Below are 18,243 nucleotides of genomic sequence, written 5' to 3'. Positions count from 1 at the left end.
TTTAGAACGGCTACGCCAAATAATGCAGAAATTAAAGAGCCTATTATTACTGCAGCTCTCATAGAGTTTGAAGGGCAGCTGCTCTCAAACGTAAAATACTACCTATAAATAAACTTAGGGTAAATCCAATCCCTCCAAGTATAGCTATAGAATAAAATTTTAACCATGAAGTATCACTTGGTAAATTACAGAGTTTAAATTTTACAAATGGATATGAAAATAGCATAATACCTAATTGCTTACCTACAAATAAACCAAATATTATCCCATAAATTAAAGCAAGTATTGAGTTGGAACAAATGCCTTTAAATGCAAAATATTCTAAAAGGATACCGGAATTCATAAATACAAAAAGCGGTAAAATAAAGTAATTTACAAAAGGACGAGTTAAGTTTTCAAGTTTTTTAAAAGAAGTGTTAAATTCTCCTTTTATATTAACAGGTATAAAAAGTGCTATAATGGCTCTGCATAAGGTATCGTGAATACCTGACTCCACCATACTAATCCATAATAATAAACCTACAATGTTTAACTTGTCGATAATTCAATATAAACAAGATGAATATAATTATAGAGGAAATTAATAATGCCGGAGTATTGATTGTTTTAGTATAAAACAAAGCTAGTATAATTAACACAAAAGCATCGTCAATTAATGAAAAACCTATAATAAAAGCTCATAATTCTAAAGATATATGTCGGCTGAAAAAAGATAAAATACCAAGGACAAAAGCAGTATCAGTTGCGATAGGAATAGCCCATCCTTTTATTAATCCCGGTTTATCGTAATTAAAAAACATGTATATTAAGACAGGAATTACCACACCTCCAAGGGCTGCCGCTGCAGGTAATATTAGTTTTTTTATTTTTATGTTCACCTTCTACTAGGTGAAATTTCATCTCTAAACCTATTAATAAAAAGAAGAAAGTCATGAGACCGTCATTAACTAACTCTATAAAAGTTGTTTTTTGTACTTTTATAAGCTTGTATAATAAGTGTAAGAAGATATAATTATTAATTACAAAAAAATATCTAAGCAATTCTTATGTTAGCAGAACAGCAAACCGAATGGATTATCAGCAATAACCTTGTAAATAAGGGATGGCATATAGATAATGATACTAAAAAGAATGTTTATTTCCAAAAACCAAAATCAAAAACAGAACAGACAAGATTAAACGGAAAAAGACCTGATCATATCTTATATGAAAGTAATAATGATAAACCTATTGCAATAATAGAAGCAAAAAAGCAGGAGTGGATTTAAGGCAAGCTTTAGATCAAGCAACGGAATATGCAAAATTGCTTTATGTACCTATAGTGTTCGCAATGAATGGAGCTTACTGCGAAGCTCGTTTTGTTGCTAATAATAAAGAGCTTATATTAAATCGGTGATGAAGTAAGGGAATTACTACATGAAAAAGAATTATTATCTGCTTTTTTAGAAGCAAGCAGTAATGAAGTTTGGACTATACCGAAAGAAATTAAAGTATCACGTGAAGAATTAATATCGATATTTAAAAACTTGAATAATCTTTTAAGAAATGAAGGGCTCCGAGCAGAAATAGAAAGATTTAGCGAATTTGCAAATATATTATTCTTAAAATTATTAAGTGAAAACAACGAAAAATCCTGGTGGAATAATATCAAAGCATAATCAAACGATGATATTATCGGTTACATTAATAGCTATGTTATAGAACAAATTAAGAATAAATACGGTGGTGATGTTTTTTACGCCTATTTCTCTAGGCAATTACATTACTCTCCGCCACATTATCGATGCAATTGATCCTCTTATTTTATCTACGATAGATACAGATATAAAAGGCGACGTATTCGAGTATTTCTTAGAAAAAACTACATCAACGGAAAAATGATTTAGGCGAATATTTTACACCGAGAAATATCGTTAAAACCATTATTAATTTGGTTGATCCTAAATTTAAAGAAACAATTTATGATCCTTTTTCGGTACCGGTGGGTTCTTAACTGAAGCTTTTAATTATATCAAAGAAAATAATATAATTAATACCGATGAAGATTTAGAAAAATTAAGATTTAATACATTATATGGGTGAGAGTTAACCAAAACCGCTAGAATCGCTAAGATGAATATGATTTTACATGGTGACGGACATAGCGGAATTCAGCAAATAAATAGTCTTGAGAACCCTAATGATGTTAAACCCTTAACTGATTAGCAGTTAAAGTTTGATGTAATTGTTACTAATTGCCATTTTCTCAAACTATCACTAAAAAAACTAGCAAAAACGGCAAAACTATAACAGAAAATCATATAACTTCTCTTTTTAATAACGGCATTGCAAAAAATAACGGTGATGCTGCTTGTGTTTTGCATTGCCTGCAAAATTTAAAAGAGGGTGGTAGAATGGTATTGGTAGTACCTGAAGGGTTCTTATTCAGAAAAGACACCGCTGCTGTTCGTCAATTTTTACTATCAAAAGCAAAGCTGCAACTCGTTATCTCTCTACCGCAAGGTACTTTTTTACCTTATACAGGAGTAAAAACGTCAATACTTTATTTTATCGATGCACATAAACCGAATAATCAAAAAGAATATTGGTTTTATGAGGTTAAGAATATCGGCGTTACGTCTAGACAATAAAAAAAGAAAAATTGTCGGTATAAATGATTTAAACAGGCGAGGATGGAAAATTAAATTTATCTAAAATTCCTTTTATAGATCTCGATTTTTATCAAATAGCTAAAAAGGATTGGTGAAAAACAATGATATTTTAATGTGTAAAGACGGAGTATTAACGGGTAAAGTGTGTTTTGTAGATGATAAAATTTTACCGCAAATAGAAGTAATGGTTAATGAACATGTTTATATTTTTAGAGGGAAACCGAATATTATACATCAATCTTATTTATTTTATTGTTTAAATAGCGATATAATTCAAAATCAAATTTAATAAGAACTTAGCTTATAATAAAGGTGCTCAGCCTGGTTTAAATAGAGAACATATAAACTCAATTTATATTCCTCTTCTGTCTCTAGAAAAACAACAGAAAATTATTGAAGAATTGAATAGCTATCAAAAGATAATAGAGGGGACAAAACAGATAATAGATAATTGGCATCCTTATTTTGAAATAAATAAACAATGGGAAATTGTTAAATTTGGCGATATCGTTATCAATAAATTAAAAATGAAAAACTATTGTTAACTAAATATCTATATTATATTTTAAAATCTCAGCAAAATATAATATACCAAAAGCAAGCTGGATCAGGTCAACCTCACGTTTATTTGAAAGATTTAGAGGATTTACAAATTCCTATCCCGCCTCTTGAAGAACAGCAAAAAATGGTAACAGAGCTTGATAATAATCAAAGTAAGATTGACAACCTTAAAAACTATATAAAACAATTTGAAAACAAACTAAAAACCACATTAAATTCTCTTTGGCAATAATTGATGTACATTAACTACTTAAAAGATTTGATTGGTTTTAAGTCTGTAACTCCTAAGAGCGATGGGGCTATTGAGTATATTAATGATTTGCTTAAACAGCACGGCTTTAAGACCGAAATAAAAATATTCGGTGATTCTAAAAGTGAGCAAGTCACTAATCTTTATGCTGTTTTCGGTAGCAATGAGCCTAATATTTGCTTTGTTGGTCATGTAGATGTAGTGTTGGCAGGCAATCATGAGCTTTGGCATAATGCGAGTCCATTTAAAGTTAGCCAGCAAGATGGTAAGATATATGGCAGAGGTGCGGTGGATATGAAAGGGGCTATAGCGTGCTTTCTAGCTGCCAGTTTAGATTTTATAAAAAATAATACCGATTTTAAAGGTTCCATTAGTTTCTTACTTACTAGTGATGAAGAGGGAAAAGCAAAGCATGGTACTAAAGAAATGCTGCAATATATTTATGATCAAGGATATAAGATAAATTTTGCTATTGTCGGTGAACCTACTTGTGAAAAAGAAATAGGCGATGCAATTAAGATTGGCAGAAGAGGAAGTGTTAACTTTAAATTAAATATAGAAGGCTTAAGCGGGCATGTAGCTTATCCTCATAAAGCAAATAACCCATTGCCTTGCTTAATAATAATATTGAATGAGTTAACAAATATAAAACTTGATGAAGGTACTGAATTTTTTCAACGTTCAAATCTTGAAGTAACGAATATCGAGGTCAGTAATAATACTTCAAACGTAATTCCGGCAAGTACGGAAGCATCTTTCAATATACGTTTTAATAATTTACATAGTGCAGAAACTTTAGCAAAACAGGTAGAAGAAATTATTAAACAGCATTGTAAAGAATATAAAGTAGATTATAAGTTAGAATATAGTAGTTCTGCTGAAAGTTTTATTCAGAACCCTAGCGATAAAATAAAAGAATTTGCTAAAGTAGTAGAGCATACGCTTAAAATAAAGCCTGAATTCTCTACAAGCGGCGGTACGTCGGATGCAAGATTCGTCAAAAATTATTGTCCGTTAGTAGAGTTTGGTTTATTATCCGAAACGGCACATAAAATAAACGAATACACAAAAATTAGCGATTTACAAAAATTATATGATGTGTATTATAACTTTTTGATGGAAATACTTTGATGTCATTCCCGCAGAGGCAGGAATGACATAGAATCCATGCAACAAGGCCACCCTTTTACAGGAATGGCATTACCATACGCGGATGTGATGGAACTGGTAGACATGCAAGATTTAGGTTCTTGTGCCGTGAGGCGTGGGGGTTCAAGTCCCTTCATCCGTACCACTTAAATTTTCTCATAAAAAATAACATAAAATTTTTATGCAGCAATTTAGTATTTATCAAACAAGCGATGAATTGCTTCTAAAATCGATATTGCTTCTGATAGAAAAATGCTATCACTCTGATCTTAAAAGCGTGATATTAACTGCAGATGCAGATCAACAAGAAATGCTCAATAAAAATCTTTGGACTTATTCACGTAAGCAATTTATACCTCACGGTAGTAAACTTGACCCGCAGCCTGAAAAACAGCCGATTTATATTACCGATGAGTTACAAAATCCTAATAATGCTAGTGTGCTTGTTATTATTTCGCCTACAGATATAGGAAAAATTTTACAAGCAAAAGAGTATATAAGAGTTTTCAAAAGGATAATTATAATAACTGATTTACCGGAAGATTTAAAAGAATTAACAGTTAAAATAAATAAATTTACCGGACAGGAAAACAAAATAGATTGTTTTACTCAAAATCCTCGTGGAGCTTGGAATAAAGTAGTCTAATAAATTTATATTCTTTTACGTACAAATAAATATAATCCGATCGTTAAAGCAATAACCAAATTGAAATAACAAGCAAAAATAAAATCTAGATTTTTTGAAGCAAAATTTTGTAATATAAAATGAATTGAAGTAACTAGCAATACTGTTAAGGCAGAAAATAATACCGGCATAAAAGTTGTTTTTTTGCTATAAGGATATCTCAAAAAAACTGCAAGTGCTACAAAAGGTAATACAAAATTGTATAAAGGCCAAATTATTCTTTGATGTGCTTCAGCAATTAATTTAATTTTTTTAGTAATAGCTAAATCATGAGGAGGGGCAAGTAATTCGCTTATATAATATTCGTTTGCTTCTTTATTATGTTTAGTTCTTTGCGATACTAAAGGATTATCATTTTGCAGTTTTATCATTAAAGAATCGAAAGTTAACTGAGTTAAATTACCGTTTACGTCATATTCTTGTCTTATGCCTTTATTAAGTTCAAAAATCGGGCTATTATCATATATATTAAGAGTACCTGAACCCGCAAATACTACTGATGGGTTATCAGCGTTGCGATTATCAAATATTATTACGCCGTTCATAATATTTCCTGCTGATTTTTTATCTATAAAAACAGTGATATCTTTCGTTACTTTATTAAAAGTTTTCTCTTCAATCATACTTGAGATATAATTATTCTTTATAAAGTTTAAACGTGATTTTAAGTTTATATGAGATAACGGCAGGATGTTAGAAGATATATAATAAGCAAGTAGCATAACTATTAATGCGACATATAAAGCAGGCAGTGCTAGCTGTACATTATTAACTCCTGAAGCTTGTAATATAATTAATTGTCGCTCGACTTTTAAATTATTATAGATATAGATCACGGTAATAACCATTATTACCGGTAACAGAATAAATAATAAAGTAGGAAGTACTAAAACTATTAAACTGAAGAAGTCCATAACTTTTATACCTTTATCAAATAAATATAAAAGTTTTAATATTTGCGTTATCCATACTATACTAGTCACTGAAAAAGTAACGACTATAAGCAGCGGTAAGATATTTTTTATAAAGTATTTTCGGTATAGTAGCATAATGTTTGTTTGGTTTTTTGATGTCATTCTCGTTTTTAGCTAGGAGCGACATCAAACGCTTTTCAAAAACTGTCCAGTACTATGGATGGTTAGATGGTTTTTGGGGGAACTCGTTCCCGGTTCATTTCAAAATAATTAAAAACCAAGTGTACTGTGTGAACCTAATTTTATTAACTCCAATGTGTCAGCATCGGGTTTTCTATAAATTAATACTAAATCCGGTTTAATATGACAATCTCTACAATCTTTCCAATTACCTATAAGGGCATGATCTCTCATATGTATAGGTCATGTTATATCAGCAACTAAGTATCTAACTGCTTTCAGTAAAATATTATCCAAATTTATTCCACGTTTAAACTGTGCAGTACGTTTAATCGTTCTCATTTAAATCAGATAACAAATTATTGATATTACCAACATGAACTAATTTGCCGCTTCTTGCAGCTTTCATAGCTTTAATTGTTTCATCATTTGGGATAAGTGGCTCAAACGGCAATGCTTTTTCACGAGCAACACGAAATAACAGCATACGAACAGCATCAGATAAAGTAAGTCCCATAGCAGCAAGCACTAAAGCTGCTTCTTCTTTCACGTCTTCATTAATACGGGCTCGCACAATAGAATCAGCAGACATAAAAATCTTCTTTCAATAATGTAGCTACATTGTAGCGTGCATATTAAAAACTTTCAAGATTAAAAAACAAGTTTTTTATATGTTTTTTCTTAATTACTGCCTCATTAATAGAAAATCCCCGATCTTTCTTATTATATGATTTGCAAAGATGCGATAAATTAACTTACCTATCAGTATTGTTATAAATGTAATAATAATGCCGTAGATTATATCACTTGGGTAATGCATAGCAAGGCTTATGCGAGATAAAGACACGAGCATAATAACACAAATCATTAAGATTTTTAATGGTAATTTTATATAATTCCAAGCAAAATACGTTACTAACATGCTAAGAGCTGCGTGGCTGCTTGGAAAGCTTGAAAAGCATCTTTCGTTTGCAGTATTTATTATGGTCATGAAACTATCTACAGGAAGACTGCAATAAGGGCGAGGGAAATTAACTGAAAATTTAAGAGCGGTAAAAATTAAACCGAATACCCCGTATATTATACCGATTTCAACTAACTTATTATAATTGTGCCAGAATTTATTTTGCCGCTTCTTATCATTTTTGGTTTTCTTTAATTGAATATAAAAATATATACAGTATAAAATATATATTAAAGCGAAATTAGCGATATTAAAACAAAACGAAATTATTTTAAAAAAATAAGGTATAAAGCCGATATTAGTAATTTTATTCAAAAATAAGAATATTTCTTGATTTAAGCCGCAAAAATTATAAAAAACTTCAAACATTATTTTAAATATTTATGTTACAAGTAACAATACTTGGGTGTGGAGCATCTATAGGCGTACCGGTGATCGGGTGCGATTGTAGTACTTGCACATCTCCTTCAAAGTACAATAAAAGGACTAGATCAGCAATATATATTAACGATGAAAATAGTCAAATATTAGTTGATTTCGGTTTTGATATTAGAAATCAACTATTACGAGAAAAGATAAATAAGCTCGATTGTGCTATATTAACACATTATCATTCCGATCACGTTAACGGCATCGATGATTTACGAGTATTTACTTTTATGCAAGGCAAGCCATTTGAAATCTATACAGATCACGATAGTACGGCAAAGCTCCATACAAAATTTGATTATCTATTTAACAATAAGTTATTTAAGCTTGGGCGACTGTTCACAACTCAATCTGTTAGTTTTTTTGATAAAATTAAGATTAATACTATCGAAATACAATTTTTTAGACAGCATCATGGTCCTATAGATAGCTTGGGCTTACGTATAGGTGATTTCGTTTATTCGCCCGATTTAATCGATTTTCCTCCTGAATCAGATAAATTTTTAAAAGATATAAAAATATGGATATTAGATTGTATGGATTATAAATCAAATCCGAATCATGCAGGGCTTGATAAAGTTCTAGAATGGCGTGAAAAATATAAACCTGAGCAGATATTATTAACCAATATGAGACACACGATAGATTATCATGAGATTACGAAAATGCTTCCAAATAACGTTAAGCCGCTTTATGACGGTTATAAATTTACGGTTTAGTTTATGATTATTTTAGAAAAAGTTTGTAAGCGTTATGGCAAGAATTACGCAATTAAGAATATTGATTTAAGTTTTACTACTAAGGAAACTACTGTAATAATCGGTCCTTCGGGAAGCGGTAAAACTACTCTGCTTAGAATTTTAAATAATTTAGAAGAACCAAGTAGCGGTACTTTTTTGGTAGACGGGAAGAAGCTACTGCTTAAAAATAGAAGAAAGCTTCTTTTAAAAGTTGGTATGGTTTTTCAAAATTTTAATCTATTCCCGCATTTAACGGTAGGAGAAAACCTAATCTATACGCCGGTAAATGTTTTAAATTTGCCAAAAGAACAGGCAATTTCTATGGCAAAGGAATTGCTTGCAAAATTTAAGCTAACGCAAAAATTTGACTCATATCCGGCAAGCCTATCAGGAGGGCAAAAGCAACGCACCGCAATAGCAAGGGCTTTAATGATGAAGCCGAAAATTTTGTTATTCGATGAACCGACTTCGGCACTCGATCCTGAAAATATTAAAGATGTTATAGAGAATATAAATTTATTAAAAGATCAAATGAGCATGGTAGTGGTTACGCACCATTTGAAGTTTGCAAAATTAATAGCGGATCGTGTTATTTTTATGGATCAAGGACAGATTTTAGCAAATCAGCCTGCCGAGGATTTTTTTAATAAACCGGCATCGCATCGAGCTAGGTTGTTTTTAGAGAATATCGGCGATTTAAGGTGATTTTCTTGATAAAGATAAAATGATAGCCTATAATTAGTATTAATTATAGGTATCCTCAATGAACTTATAAGTTCGCAGGTAGCCACGTATTAAGGATACGCTCCGCTCCTAGTCTTGTAGACTCCTTGCTCTTTTCCAAGTTGATCTTCGTATAACTTTCTTCGTTTACTTGGAGTCAATAATGGAACATATTTATGCAAATCTAGCAGTTAGTATATCAGAATTTAAAAAAAGCCCTACTGCATTATTGGATAAGGCAAGTGGTGAGCCTGTTGCCTTATTAAATCATAATAAACCGACTGCTTATCTAATTCCAGCTGAATTATATGAGCAAATTATTGAAGCTTTAGATGACAAATATTTATTAGAGCTTGCTACTATTAGATTAAAAGATAAAGAAAAGGCAATAGCGGTTAATTAGTATATAATTTGTTTAGAAAGCTGGATTCCTGCTTTCGCAGGAATGACATAGAATCAATAAATAATATCGCCATATGAATAAAAAGCTTATCCTATTTTTTAGTATAATGTTACTATTATCACATCGTACAGTTTTGGCATAGACATGAGTATAATGACCGCAAAAACTAAAAAGCTTGAATTACAAGGAGGAGCAATTGCAATTTTATACAAAGGTGAAGTTATTTATAAAACAACGTTTGGAAATCAGAAAGGTAATAGTGGAGTTATTTATGGATAAAACTTTATTTCCTTTAGCATCGGTTTCAAAAGCTGTTTCAGCAACGGCAATTGCATTAATGGTAGATCAAGAAAGTTGAGATTTTGATGAAAAATTCAAATTACCATACCTAAAAATGCTATTAGTCTTAATAATATTTTAAGCCATACAACAGGTTATCAATTCTCAGGAAATATTGAAATTGAGCAACGTTGCTAAAAAAACAACAAGCTAGTTGTAAACCCGGGCAATGCTATAAGTATAGTAACATATTTTAGTTTACTTGAAGAAGCTTTAAATTGTAAAAAATCAAGTTTAAATGCTGCAATAGATAATTTGCGTACAACGCTTAAAACGCAAGATATACAAATATTACCGCTAGGGCCGAATGTACAACTTGCTTATCCGCATTCTAAAGCAATAATAGACGGACAGGAGGTAATAACATTGCTGCCGTTTCCGCCTTATTACCCAAAGACGGTACCTGCATCTGTCGGTATTTTTGCATCGATAGATGGAATGATTGAAATATTCACACTTAGTTTTGGTTATAAACCGAATCTTATTGCTAAAAGTACTTTAGATCGTATGTGTAAAATAGTAAAATCAAACAAAGATGTTTTTGGATTTAAATGGTAACCGATTTGGCCTATTGATCAAAAAATGATTGAGTCATATTATGCTCTTGGATGGCGTATTCTTAAAGTAAAAGGATGCTCAAATAAGGATTTAATTTTTCACTCAGGCTATATAATTAACGGTATTAATTCTTTTATTGGCTTTATACCGTCAGAAGAACTTGGAATTATTATTCTAGTGAACCAAGAAGGTAGTTTTCCACTTAAAAATGGGCTGGGACTTTGGTTTGATTATATAGATTAAAATTTATATACTCAGATAGAACTTCGTATACCTATTCTTTATTTACTTGTAGTATATTATATGAATAAAAAACTCATAAAACTTATTTTTATCATTTGTAGCACCGTAATTGTAACCGGTTTATTATACAAATATATCAATCAACATTATCCAAAATTGAGTTTTTGTGCGTCATTATTAATATTATTTAGTATAATTTACAGTACTATTAGCCAAAATGAAATACGCAGATTTTGTTTGCAATTAGCAATGTGGGCAGTAATTTTCTTAGTTATAATAACCGGTTATGCTTTTAGGTTTGAGCTGAACTACGCTTATCATAGAGTAATGTCTGCTTTAATTCCATCATATAAATGGTCTACTGAAGTCGGAGAAATTATTATAGCCCGTAGCAGAGACGGGCATTTTTATATCAATGCTTTTGTAAATAACGTTAAAATAAAATTTATGGTAGATACAGGGGCAAGTGATATAGCTTTAACTAAAGAAGATGCTCAAAAATTAGGCTTTGACTTAACTAAATTAAAATATACTAGAACTTATCTAACAGCTAACGGCGAAAATAAAGCCGCCCCTATAACCTTAAATAGTGTAGTAATCGGTAAGGAATTTAAGAACATCAAAGGACATGTAGGTCTTGGTGACCTTGATATTTCGCTTCTTGGTATGTCGCTACTTGAGCGTTTCAAAGGTTTCAGGATTGATAAGGATTTATTGATCTTGAATTATTAAACTTCTTGCATAACTTGCTTCTAAAGGCAATTTGTACGTCGATCCTAATCCCTAATCTTCACGTATGTCTATATATGCTGCAGCGGCAAGTGCTTCCGTGTATACTTTAAATTCCTCTCTATAAACTGCTTTGGAAAGATGTCTATTTTTTACAAATTTCCTTTTTATTAAGAAATAGTTAAATTATTAATTATTTCTTGGCCTTTATATCAAAAAGTGCTAACATGCCTTTTTTAAATAAAAGGGGTTTTGTGTATAAATCTAAATATGACGAAATCAATTTGTTTAATGCTATTTACAATGAAGACATTAAGAAGATCAAAGAACTTGTCAATAATAAGATTATAATATTGATGTTGTTAAACTTTATCTACAAGATGCTTGTAATTTGAAAAATTTTTTAGAAACTGGTAAAAAAGAGCTAACAGAAGAGCAAAAAGAAAAATTAGATAAACTAAACGATATGATTACCCCTTCTCTTAAGGATAAAATAGGGATAAAACGCTATTGAAATATAAAGAAATATATAATGATGACAACAATGAAGAATATCAAATATTAAAAGAGAAACTTAAAGTTTTGCCTGAGATAGTGCAAACAGAGCTTAACGAGATGTTGGGGATAATACATCTTATTGTGATGATATTTTGTGAATAAATATGGATACCAAATTGTCATGAGCTAAGCGACTAAAGACGTTGTTGCGTGGAGCAGTTTTTCCGTCATTGCGAGGAAATTTACAATAGTAAATTGACGAAGCAATGGGAAGAATTCCTGAGATTGCCACGCTCACTAACGTTCGCGTGCAATGACGACTTGTATCCACTCAACACGATCTTTGCAAGAATGACATAAGAGCCATGTTAAAACGGCATTTTAAAGCCTGGTGGTAATCTCATACCGTTTAAAGCTCCTGATAAAGAATTTTGAGAATCTTCATCACATTTTTGTTGAGCATCATTAAAGGCAACTTTAATTAAATCCTCAAGCATTTCTTTTTCTTCTGCTTTTAATAAAGATTCATCAATTGAAATCTTTTCAACTTCGCCTTTACCGGTTGCAATAACCTCAACAAGTCCGCCGCCGGCTTTACCGGTATATCTTGCATTTGCCATTTGCTCTTGAGCTTCTTGCATTTTCTTTTGCATTGATTGGGCTTGCTTTAAAAACTGATTAAAATTTACCATAATTCTATCCTATATATTTTTAGCTTTTAAGTAAAATATCCGAAATTGTTATATTTGGGAAATGTTTTTTAATTAAACCAAAATCGTTACTTGCTTCAATCTTACCAATTAACTGATTCTTTAAGGTTTGCTTGTTCTGCTCTTTTATTATTACTATCTCAAACTTTTCATTAGTAAAAGCAGCTAACAAATCGTCAATTTGTCTTTTTATTTTGCTTGTAACTTCAAGACTTACGAACTCTAATCTATTATTACTGAGATTTTTAAGTTCCGTATGATTGAGCAGGAAATAATATATATCTATCTCATTATTTTTATATAAATATTCAAGAAAATCTACAATTTCAAATTTTTTTTTTATTTCCGGATTAATTGATTGATTTAAATTTTGATTATTACCGTCAAAATCTGTAAGCAAGGGTAGCGACGTCGAATATATAGATTTTATAACTAACATTTCCGTTTCTGTTAGTTGGTTATAGGAAATTTTTATTTCCCCTACTCCCTTATTATATATTTGCCATAAGATTGATAAGTGCGGCAAGCTGGTTTTATCTAATATGTTTTTAGTTCTATCATTAAATGATTCATATATAGGCAAACAATAATTAGGTAACATTTTTACTTTATTAAGATAAGCAATAAAATCTGATGCCGATTCTATAAAAATCTCAAGATTAACCGAAGAACCGTAAAGTTTATTTATTAAATTTATAGCTTTTTCCGTCTCTCTGTGGATAATACATTCGACAAATTCTATTATAACCGAACTATCGACAAGCCCAAGCATTTGATTAATTACTTGAGGACTAATTATATTGTCAGATTTCACCGACATACTAGCTGCTTGATCTAAAATAGAGACTGCATCACGTGCCGACCCTTCCGATTTGTAAGCTATAATTCTTAGTGCTTCTATATCGGTTTTTAAATTTTCTTGCTTAGTTATATATTCAAGTAGCTTAAAAATCTCTTCAAAACTCAACCGCCTTAAATCATAACGTTGACATCTTGAGATAATAGTTGCAGGTATCTTTTGTACTTCCGTCGTTGCAAAGATAAATATTATATGAGGTGGTGGTTCTTCCAGTGTCTTAAGAAGTGCATTAAATGCCCCTTTAGAGAGCATATGCACCTCATCAATAATGAAGATTTTATGCTTACCTTGTAGGGGCTTATACTCGGCGGATTCTATAATTCTACGTATGTCATCTACGCTAGTTTTACTTGCCGCATCAATTTCGATTATATCAGGGTGATTATGATTATTAAAGCTGATGCAATTCGTACATTGCTCGCATGTTTTAATAGTCGTATTTTCGGTAATTAAAGCAGAACAGTTGACGGCTTTAGCAATAATTCGGGCGGAAGTAGTTTTACCGACTCCTCTAATACCTGTTAAAAGATAGCCTCCGGCGAGCCTATCGTTTAAAATAGTATAGCTTAAAACTTTGACTAATACCTCTTGCCCCTGAAGCTCGGCAAAGTTACTAGGACGATATTTCCTTGCAAAAGGAATATATTGATTTGATGAATTTATATCTAGCACGATAGTTATAAGACTTTATAAAAAATTTATTTTGTATATGTTTTACTGAGAATTCCTGCTTTCGCGGGAATGACATAAAACGAGCCGCCTTGCTGTAGAAATGACATCAAAATTAGAATAATGCTAGTAATGACCCATCGAATCCCACTCTGGCTGCTTCCTTTCAGACCTGACCGACTAAACAGGTACAATGCCCACTACTAGCATAATTAACATAACCTGTTTATTTTCAAGAAACAATATATTTTTTTTCTATTTCCGATTTTGTTAATCTTTTAGGAGGACCGAATATTTCAGGGTTTTTTATTTTAAACAAATCATCGGAAAATTTTTGTACTTTAGCTATTTTATCAAAAGTAATAGTGACTATATTATTATCTTCAAATATTTTTAATGCTTCAATTTGTTGAGTAGCTTTATTAAAAGTAATTTCGCTACGTTTTTCCGTTAGAGTATGATAGATAGTAATTTTAGAAATATTTCTTGCGTTAATTACCGCTTCAAAAACAAAATCCTTGTCAAAATGCTCATTATCTTCTAATAAAAAATTAAATGTATTTTCGCTTCTATTAATACGGCTTACTTGCTCCATATCATAATCATACATCGATACGAAATTTTTAGTACCTATTATAACTAAAGGGAAAGGAGGATAATAATTACATCTAAAATTATAAGGTTTATGGATCAGTAATTTTCCTTTAACTATTTTACCGTACGAATCTTCTTGAGTAAAATCTATCGCAACCGATTTTATCTTATGTAGATAAGTTTTTAGCTCCGAAATAGCTGTTTTATCATCTGCCCCAAATGCTAAGCTTGAATTCACAAAAAGATAAATAATGATTAGAAAAAATATTTTTTTCATTTTCGTTGTTTTATATTTTAAATTATGTTTAAAATACCTTATGTATTCAGTTAATGCAAAATATAATTAGTATTTATGAAAATCGTTGCTTTAAAAGAAAAAGCCAAGCATGAAACACGAGCCGTAATAACTCCTGAAGTAGCAGGATTGCTAGTCAAAAAAGGCTATACGGTTATGGTAGAAAAAGATATAGGGCTTCATGCCGGTTTTCTTGATGAAGAATATGTTGCTCTAGGTGCTAAAATATCTTCGGTACCACTCGAAATTATTTCTGATGCTGATATTATATTAAAGGTGCAACCTTCATCCGTTACGGATAAATATAGTGAGCTTGAATTTGCAAAAAAAGGAGCAATTATTGTAGGATTATTATCGCCTTATTTAAATCATGAATATATAAAAGCGGCAGCTAAAAAAAACCTTACGACTTTTGCTATGGAGTTTGTGCCGAGAATTACTAAAGCTCAAAATATGGACGCTTTATCTTCTCAAAGTAACTTAGTAGGCTATAGAGCGGTAATTGAAGCAAGCTATCATTATACAAGGGCTTTTCCTATGATGATGACGGCAGCAGGGACGATTTCACCGTGTAAAACTTTAGTGCTTGGTATCGGTGTTGCCGGTCTTCAAGCTATTGCAACGGCAAAAAGGCTTGGTAGCATTGTTGCAGGATATGATGTAAGAGCTGCTACCAAAGAGCAGGTAGAAAGCTTAGGAGCTAAGTTTGTTTCACCGGAATTACAGGAGGATTTACAAGATAAATCAGGCTATGCTCACGAGAGTTCGGAAGATTATAAAGCTAAACAAGAAGAGTTTTTAGCAAAAATTATTAAAGGATATGATATAGTGATTACTACTGCACAAATTCCGGGAAAAAAAGCACCTCTGCTTGTTACGGAAAAAATGCTAGAATCTATGAAGCGCGGCTCAGTGATTGTTGATATAGCGACTAGTACAGGCGGGAACGTGGAAGATTCAGAACCGGATAAGATCGTTACTAAGCACGGAGTTACCATAATAGGTTTATCAAACCTTGCTACTAAAATTGCTACCGACAGCTCAAAATTATATGCTAAGAATTTGTATAATTTTCTAACCTATGCATTGCAAGACGGTAAGTTTAATATGGATGATGCGTTAGTACGTGAGATGTTGATTACTAAAGACGGAAAAATTGTGAGTGAGAAATTAAATATATGAATCAATTACCGACGATGGCTAAACAGGCTGCTGAAATTGCCCATAATACCCAAGAATTATCAGATAAATTAAAAGATTTGGTAATAGATACTAGTTGGCAAACAAACACAAGTACTATAGATCCGCTAGTATTTGCTATAACTATTTTTGTATTAGCTTCTTTTGTGGGCTATTATGTTGTGTGGAAAGTAACGCCTGCACTCCATACTCCGCTTATGTCTATTACTAACGCTATTTCAGGTATTATAGTTCTTAGTTCTATGATTGCTGCAAGTAGCTCTGCTTTTGGGTTTCCCGGTCTAATAGGGTATTTTGCAACGCTGCTTGCTTCTATAAATATCTTCGGCGGATTTATAGTAACAAAAAGAATGCTCGAGATGTTTAAGAAGAAGTAATTAATAATGTCATACCTGCGTTGTTGATACCCAAATCGTCATTGCAAGGAGCAGGGGGTGTTGCATGGATCGAAAAACCTACTCGATGTCGTTCCTGCGTAGACGGGAATGACATAACAAGCCATACGGTTAACGTTTATAGTGACAAAAAAATCAAATTAAAGTTCTAGTTCTTTATATTCAACGGTAACTACTTCGTATGATTTAGATCCTTTCGGTGTTGTAACTTCTATAAAATCACCTACCGATTTTCCAATCAAAGCTTTTGCTATAGGAGAAGCGATTGAAACTCTTTTTCTAGTTATATCAGCTTCATATTCTCCTACAATAATATATGTTACTTCTTCTTCAGTATCGTCGTCGATCAAAGTAACCGTAGCCCCGAATTTTATGTTATCTCCCGATAATTTACCAATATCAATAATTTCCGCTCTTGCTGTCATATCTTCAAGCTCTTTAATACGCCCTTCTATAAATGCTTGTTTCTCACGTGCCGCTTCATATTCCGCATTCTCGGATAAATCGCCGTGTTCTCGTGCTTCGGCTATATCTGCACTAATTTTTTTACGTTCTACATGTTTTAAATGTTTAAGCTCGTGTTCTAATTTTTCAAAACCTTTAGCGGTGATAGGAAATTTTGTATTCATAATTATATTGTATAGATTTAGTAATTTTAGTATACTATTTTCAATAATATAGATTTCAGCAAGTATATTTGTAATAGTGAAATTTGTCAAATAAGCCTTTTTAATTATTTGGCATTGCCTAAATATCGTCATTGCAAGTGGTCCTTGTCTAAGCGGATTCTGTTATGTCATGCCTGCGAAAGCAGGAATGACATCGAATACTGTTCGCAATGATGTTGGCATTATTTCTCATATAACAATAGCAACAAATTAGTAATCTTATGGAAATTAAAGATTTTGACTTTGAGAAAAAGCGTAAAATTTTCCACCTATCGGCTATAATATTTCCGCTGCTTTATTTATTTATTCCAAGAACCGCTATTACGTTATTATTATTTATAATAACGGCTATTACATTATATTTAGATGTATCACGTCATAATAATGCAAAAATTAGCGAATTTGTAACTAGATTTTTTTCAAAAGTTATAAGGCTTGAAGAAAATAACGGTTCTTTTGCTTTAAGCGGCGTTAGCTTTATGATGATCGGTTTTTTCTTAACTGCTCTTCTTTTCCCTAAAAATTTAGTGATTTGTTCGTGGTTGATTTTAATTATTTCAGATTGTTTAGCGGCTCTTGTCGGCGTTAAAATAGGAAATAGCTTAGGTAACGGTAAATCTATAGCCGGTTCTATTACCTTTTTAGCTTCTGCAATTTTTATAAGTATATTAGTGTATTTCTATTTAGGATATAATACAAGTTTTATTATTATTATTATAAGCTGCATAGGGGCTACAGTAGCTGAATTTTATTCAAAAGATTTAAGAATTAACGATAATTTGTCTATACCGCTTTCTTATTGTCTTTCTACAGCTATTCTTTCCTACATATTGTAAT

The 18,243-nt window shown here is 31.5% G+C and carries 28 protein-coding genes, 1 tRNA gene, 1 other RNA gene and 1 pseudogene; 20 read left to right on the top strand and 11 right to left on the bottom strand.

The window, feature by feature from the left end:
* Positions 1 to 58 precede the first annotated feature (58 nt).
* A pseudogene (gene nhaA, locus RSL_RS09060) lies at positions 59 to 933 on the bottom strand (Na+/H+ antiporter NhaA).
* Between the two features lie 113 nt (positions 934 to 1,046).
* On the opposite strand from nhaA, the gene RSL_RS09425 reads away from it, so the two are divergent.
* On the top strand, positions 1,047 to 1,268 hold the full coding sequence (locus RSL_RS09425; RefSeq protein ID WP_014273881.1) for a hypothetical protein: 222 nt from the start codon (positions 1,047 to 1,049) through the stop codon (positions 1,266 to 1,268).
* A 116-nt stretch (positions 1,269 to 1,384) separates the two neighbouring features.
* Here RSL_RS09425 and RSL_RS09415 read toward each other — a convergent pair whose 3' ends face one another.
* Entirely contained in the window at positions 1,385 to 1,624 is a 240-nt protein-coding gene (locus RSL_RS09415; RefSeq protein WP_014419975.1) for a hypothetical protein, read from the bottom strand.
* A gap of 285 nt (positions 1,625 to 1,909) precedes the next feature.
* Here RSL_RS09415 and RSL_RS10960 point away from each other — a divergent pair, with 285 nt between their 5' ends.
* The 8 genes from RSL_RS10960 (at position 1,910) to RSL_RS06885 (ending at position 5,257) form a co-directional block, all read left to right on the top strand.
* Positions 1,910 to 1,993, top strand: coding sequence for a hypothetical protein (locus RSL_RS10960; protein ID WP_080582477.1), 84 nt, complete (start codon positions 1,910 to 1,912; stop codon positions 1,991 to 1,993).
* Positions 1,994 to 2,234: 241 nt separating this feature from the next.
* On the top strand, positions 2,235 to 2,630 hold the full coding sequence (locus RSL_RS09400; RefSeq protein ID WP_014419974.1) for an HsdM family class I SAM-dependent methyltransferase: 396 nt from the start codon (positions 2,235 to 2,237) through the stop codon (positions 2,628 to 2,630).
* A 112-nt stretch (positions 2,631 to 2,742) separates the two neighbouring features.
* The gene (locus RSL_RS06910; RefSeq protein ID WP_014419973.1) at positions 2,743 to 2,940 is read left to right on the top strand and encodes a restriction endonuclease subunit S domain-containing protein; all 198 of its coding nucleotides are present in this window, start codon (positions 2,743 to 2,745) and stop codon (positions 2,938 to 2,940) included.
* Positions 2,930 to 3,196 carry a restriction endonuclease subunit S gene (locus RSL_RS06905; protein WP_324602888.1) on the top strand — a complete coding sequence of 89 codons (267 nt, stop codon included), beginning with the start codon at positions 2,930 to 2,932 and terminating at the stop codon, positions 3,194 to 3,196. The genes RSL_RS06910 and RSL_RS06905 overlap by 11 nt, the downstream gene beginning before the upstream one ends.
* The gene (locus RSL_RS10755; protein WP_012151456.1) at positions 3,190 to 3,444 is read left to right on the top strand and encodes a restriction endonuclease subunit S; all 255 of its coding nucleotides are present in this window, start codon (positions 3,190 to 3,192) and stop codon (positions 3,442 to 3,444) included. Before RSL_RS06905 ends, RSL_RS10755 begins: the two co-directional genes overlap by 7 nt.
* A gap of 3 nt (positions 3,445 to 3,447) precedes the next feature.
* Entirely contained in the window at positions 3,448 to 4,593 is a 1,146-nt protein-coding gene (gene dapE, locus RSL_RS06895; RefSeq protein ID WP_012720113.1) for a succinyl-diaminopimelate desuccinylase, read from the top strand.
* A gap of 78 nt (positions 4,594 to 4,671) precedes the next feature.
* Positions 4,672 to 4,756 (top strand) — tRNA-Leu (locus RSL_RS06890).
* Positions 4,757 to 4,792: 36 nt separating this feature from the next.
* A complete protein-coding gene (locus RSL_RS06885; RefSeq protein ID WP_004997101.1) occupies positions 4,793 to 5,257 on the top strand; it encodes a DNA polymerase III subunit chi in 465 nt (154 codons plus the stop codon).
* Positions 5,258 to 5,262: 5 nt separating this feature from the next.
* On the opposite strand, the gene RSL_RS06880 is transcribed toward RSL_RS06885, so the two are convergent.
* From RSL_RS06880 to RSL_RS06870, 4 genes are all read right to left on the bottom strand, one after another.
* The gene (locus RSL_RS06880) at positions 5,263 to 6,345 is read right to left on the bottom strand and encodes an LptF/LptG family permease (RefSeq protein WP_014411160.1); all 1,083 of its coding nucleotides are present in this window, start codon (positions 6,343 to 6,345) and stop codon (positions 5,263 to 5,265) included.
* A 135-nt stretch (positions 6,346 to 6,480) separates the two neighbouring features.
* A complete protein-coding gene (locus RSL_RS10990; RefSeq protein WP_012720111.1) occupies positions 6,481 to 6,624 on the bottom strand; it encodes a type II toxin-antitoxin system YafQ family toxin in 144 nt (47 codons plus the stop codon).
* Between the two features lie 94 nt (positions 6,625 to 6,718).
* On the bottom strand, positions 6,719 to 6,982 hold the full coding sequence (locus tag RSL_RS06875) for a type II toxin-antitoxin system RelB/DinJ family antitoxin (RefSeq protein WP_012151450.1): 264 nt from the start codon (positions 6,980 to 6,982) through the stop codon (positions 6,719 to 6,721).
* A 93-nt stretch (positions 6,983 to 7,075) separates the two neighbouring features.
* Positions 7,076 to 7,723 carry a phosphatase PAP2 family protein gene (locus tag RSL_RS06870; protein ID WP_014273878.1) on the bottom strand — a complete coding sequence of 216 codons (648 nt, stop codon included), beginning with the start codon at positions 7,721 to 7,723 and terminating at the stop codon, positions 7,076 to 7,078.
* A gap of 14 nt (positions 7,724 to 7,737) precedes the next feature.
* On the opposite strand from RSL_RS06870, the gene RSL_RS06865 reads away from it, so the two are divergent.
* The 8 genes from RSL_RS06865 (at position 7,738) to RSL_RS10560 (ending at position 12,032) form a co-directional block, all read left to right on the top strand.
* Positions 7,738 to 8,502 (top strand): MBL fold metallo-hydrolase, encoded by a 765-nt coding sequence (locus RSL_RS06865; RefSeq protein ID WP_012737067.1) that lies wholly within the window; start codon positions 7,738 to 7,740, stop codon positions 8,500 to 8,502.
* A 3-nt stretch (positions 8,503 to 8,505) separates the two neighbouring features.
* The gene (locus RSL_RS06860) at positions 8,506 to 9,228 is read left to right on the top strand and encodes an amino acid ABC transporter ATP-binding protein (protein ID WP_010977895.1); all 723 of its coding nucleotides are present in this window, start codon (positions 8,506 to 8,508) and stop codon (positions 9,226 to 9,228) included.
* A 181-nt stretch (positions 9,229 to 9,409) separates the two neighbouring features.
* Positions 9,410 to 9,649, top strand: coding sequence for a type II toxin-antitoxin system Phd/YefM family antitoxin (locus RSL_RS06855; protein WP_012737066.1), 240 nt, complete (start codon positions 9,410 to 9,412; stop codon positions 9,647 to 9,649).
* A gap of 196 nt (positions 9,650 to 9,845) precedes the next feature.
* Positions 9,846 to 10,007 carry a beta-lactamase family protein gene (locus tag RSL_RS09175; RefSeq protein ID WP_162009631.1) on the top strand — a complete coding sequence of 54 codons (162 nt, stop codon included), beginning with the start codon at positions 9,846 to 9,848 and terminating at the stop codon, positions 10,005 to 10,007.
* Between the two features lie 236 nt (positions 10,008 to 10,243).
* Complete coding sequence (locus tag RSL_RS10315; protein WP_010977894.1) at positions 10,244 to 10,546, top strand: hypothetical protein; 303 nt, start codon at positions 10,244 to 10,246, stop codon at positions 10,544 to 10,546.
* A 24-nt stretch (positions 10,547 to 10,570) separates the two neighbouring features.
* On the top strand, positions 10,571 to 10,789 hold the full coding sequence (locus RSL_RS06840; protein WP_012151443.1) for a serine hydrolase: 219 nt from the start codon (positions 10,571 to 10,573) through the stop codon (positions 10,787 to 10,789).
* A 60-nt stretch (positions 10,790 to 10,849) separates the two neighbouring features.
* Complete coding sequence (locus tag RSL_RS06835; RefSeq protein ID WP_014273877.1) at positions 10,850 to 11,521, top strand: aspartic protease APRc; 672 nt, start codon at positions 10,850 to 10,852, stop codon at positions 11,519 to 11,521.
* A gap of 388 nt (positions 11,522 to 11,909) precedes the next feature.
* Positions 11,910 to 12,032, top strand: a complete 123-nt coding sequence (locus tag RSL_RS10560; protein ID WP_014273876.1) for a hypothetical protein — start codon at positions 11,910 to 11,912, stop codon at positions 12,030 to 12,032.
* A gap of 352 nt (positions 12,033 to 12,384) precedes the next feature.
* Here RSL_RS10560 and RSL_RS06830 read toward each other — a convergent pair whose 3' ends face one another.
* The 4 genes from RSL_RS06830 to RSL_RS06820 all read right to left on the bottom strand — a co-directional run bounded on the left by RSL_RS06830 (position 12,385) and on the right by RSL_RS06820 (position 15,125).
* Positions 12,385 to 12,708: a YbaB/EbfC family nucleoid-associated protein gene (locus tag RSL_RS06830; RefSeq protein ID WP_010977891.1), complete on the bottom strand. Its 324-nt coding sequence runs from the start codon at positions 12,706 to 12,708 to the stop codon at positions 12,385 to 12,387.
* A gap of 19 nt (positions 12,709 to 12,727) precedes the next feature.
* On the bottom strand, positions 12,728 to 14,257 hold the full coding sequence (gene dnaX / locus RSL_RS06825; RefSeq protein WP_014273874.1) for a DNA polymerase III subunit gamma/tau: 1,530 nt from the start codon (positions 14,255 to 14,257) through the stop codon (positions 12,728 to 12,730).
* Between the two features lie 115 nt (positions 14,258 to 14,372).
* Positions 14,373 to 14,466: signal recognition particle sRNA small type (gene ffs, locus RSL_RS07055), an RNA gene on the bottom strand.
* A gap of 20 nt (positions 14,467 to 14,486) precedes the next feature.
* Positions 14,487 to 15,125: an outer-membrane lipoprotein carrier protein LolA gene (locus RSL_RS06820; protein WP_014273873.1), complete on the bottom strand. Its 639-nt coding sequence runs from the start codon at positions 15,123 to 15,125 to the stop codon at positions 14,487 to 14,489.
* Between the two features lie 75 nt (positions 15,126 to 15,200).
* On the opposite strand from RSL_RS06820, the gene RSL_RS06815 reads away from it, so the two are divergent.
* A complete protein-coding gene (locus tag RSL_RS06815) occupies positions 15,201 to 16,325 on the top strand; it encodes an NAD(P) transhydrogenase subunit alpha (RefSeq protein ID WP_004997124.1) in 1,125 nt (374 codons plus the stop codon).
* Positions 16,322 to 16,720 (top strand): NAD(P) transhydrogenase subunit alpha part 2, encoded by a 399-nt coding sequence (locus tag RSL_RS06810; RefSeq protein ID WP_014273872.1) that lies wholly within the window; start codon positions 16,322 to 16,324, stop codon positions 16,718 to 16,720. The genes RSL_RS06815 and RSL_RS06810 overlap by 4 nt, the downstream gene beginning before the upstream one ends.
* A gap of 158 nt (positions 16,721 to 16,878) precedes the next feature.
* On the opposite strand, the gene greA is transcribed toward RSL_RS06810, so the two are convergent.
* Positions 16,879 to 17,367, bottom strand: coding sequence for a transcription elongation factor GreA (gene greA / locus RSL_RS06805; RefSeq protein WP_041472181.1), 489 nt, complete (start codon positions 17,365 to 17,367; stop codon positions 16,879 to 16,881).
* A 260-nt stretch (positions 17,368 to 17,627) separates the two neighbouring features.
* Between greA and RSL_RS06800 the strand changes: the two genes are divergently transcribed.
* Positions 17,628 to 18,242 (top strand): diacylglycerol/polyprenol kinase family protein, encoded by a 615-nt coding sequence (locus RSL_RS06800; protein WP_004997128.1) that lies wholly within the window; start codon positions 17,628 to 17,630, stop codon positions 18,240 to 18,242.
* Position 18,243: the final 1 nt, after the last annotated feature.

Source organism: Rickettsia slovaca 13-B, assembly GCF_000237845.1.
Classification (GTDB): domain Bacteria; phylum Pseudomonadota; class Alphaproteobacteria; order Rickettsiales; family Rickettsiaceae; genus Rickettsia; species Rickettsia rickettsii.
Note: the sequence above shows the minus strand (reverse complement) of the source record. Positions and strands in the feature narration are given on the sequence as shown.

Excerpts from the sequence above, each read along its gene's own strand:
- RSL_RS06885 (WP_004997101.1), top strand. The coding sequence starts at position 4,793 with ATGCAGCAATTTAGTATTTATCAAACAAGCGATGAATTGCTTCTAAAA.
- RSL_RS06880 (WP_014411160.1), bottom strand. The coding sequence starts at position 6,345 with ATGCTACTATACCGAAAATACTTTATAAAAAATATCTTACCGCTGCTT.
- RSL_RS06840 (WP_012151443.1), top strand. The coding sequence starts at position 10,571 with ATGATTGAGTCATATTATGCTCTTGGATGGCGTATTCTTAAAGTAAAA.
- RSL_RS06800 (WP_004997128.1), top strand. The coding sequence starts at position 17,628 with ATGGAAATTAAAGATTTTGACTTTGAGAAAAAGCGTAAAATTTTCCAC.
- RSL_RS09425 (WP_014273881.1), top strand. The coding sequence starts at position 1,047 with ATGTTAGCAGAACAGCAAACCGAATGGATTATCAGCAATAACCTTGTA.
- RSL_RS06810 (WP_014273872.1), top strand. The coding sequence starts at position 16,322 with ATGAATCAATTACCGACGATGGCTAAACAGGCTGCTGAAATTGCCCAT.
- RSL_RS06815 (WP_004997124.1), top strand. The coding sequence starts at position 15,201 with ATGAAAATCGTTGCTTTAAAAGAAAAAGCCAAGCATGAAACACGAGCC.
- greA (WP_041472181.1), bottom strand. The coding sequence starts at position 17,367 with ATGAATACAAAATTTCCTATCACCGCTAAAGGTTTTGAAAAATTAGAA.
- dapE (WP_012720113.1), top strand. The coding sequence starts at position 3,448 with ATGTACATTAACTACTTAAAAGATTTGATTGGTTTTAAGTCTGTAACT.
- RSL_RS06820 (WP_014273873.1), bottom strand. The coding sequence starts at position 15,125 with ATGAAAAAAATATTTTTTCTAATCATTATTTATCTTTTTGTGAATTCA.
- RSL_RS06865 (WP_012737067.1), top strand. The coding sequence starts at position 7,738 with ATGTTACAAGTAACAATACTTGGGTGTGGAGCATCTATAGGCGTACCG.
- RSL_RS06860 (WP_010977895.1), top strand. The coding sequence starts at position 8,506 with ATGATTATTTTAGAAAAAGTTTGTAAGCGTTATGGCAAGAATTACGCA.
- RSL_RS06875 (WP_012151450.1), bottom strand. The coding sequence starts at position 6,982 with ATGTCTGCTGATTCTATTGTGCGAGCCCGTATTAATGAAGACGTGAAA.
- RSL_RS06830 (WP_010977891.1), bottom strand. The coding sequence starts at position 12,708 with ATGGTAAATTTTAATCAGTTTTTAAAGCAAGCCCAATCAATGCAAAAG.
- RSL_RS06870 (WP_014273878.1), bottom strand. The coding sequence starts at position 7,723 with ATGTTTGAAGTTTTTTATAATTTTTGCGGCTTAAATCAAGAAATATTC.
- RSL_RS10990 (WP_012720111.1), bottom strand. The coding sequence starts at position 6,624 with ATGAGAGATCATGCCCTTATAGGTAATTGGAAAGATTGTAGAGATTGT.
- RSL_RS06835 (WP_014273877.1), top strand. The coding sequence starts at position 10,850 with ATGAATAAAAAACTCATAAAACTTATTTTTATCATTTGTAGCACCGTA.
- RSL_RS06855 (WP_012737066.1), top strand. The coding sequence starts at position 9,410 with ATGGAACATATTTATGCAAATCTAGCAGTTAGTATATCAGAATTTAAA.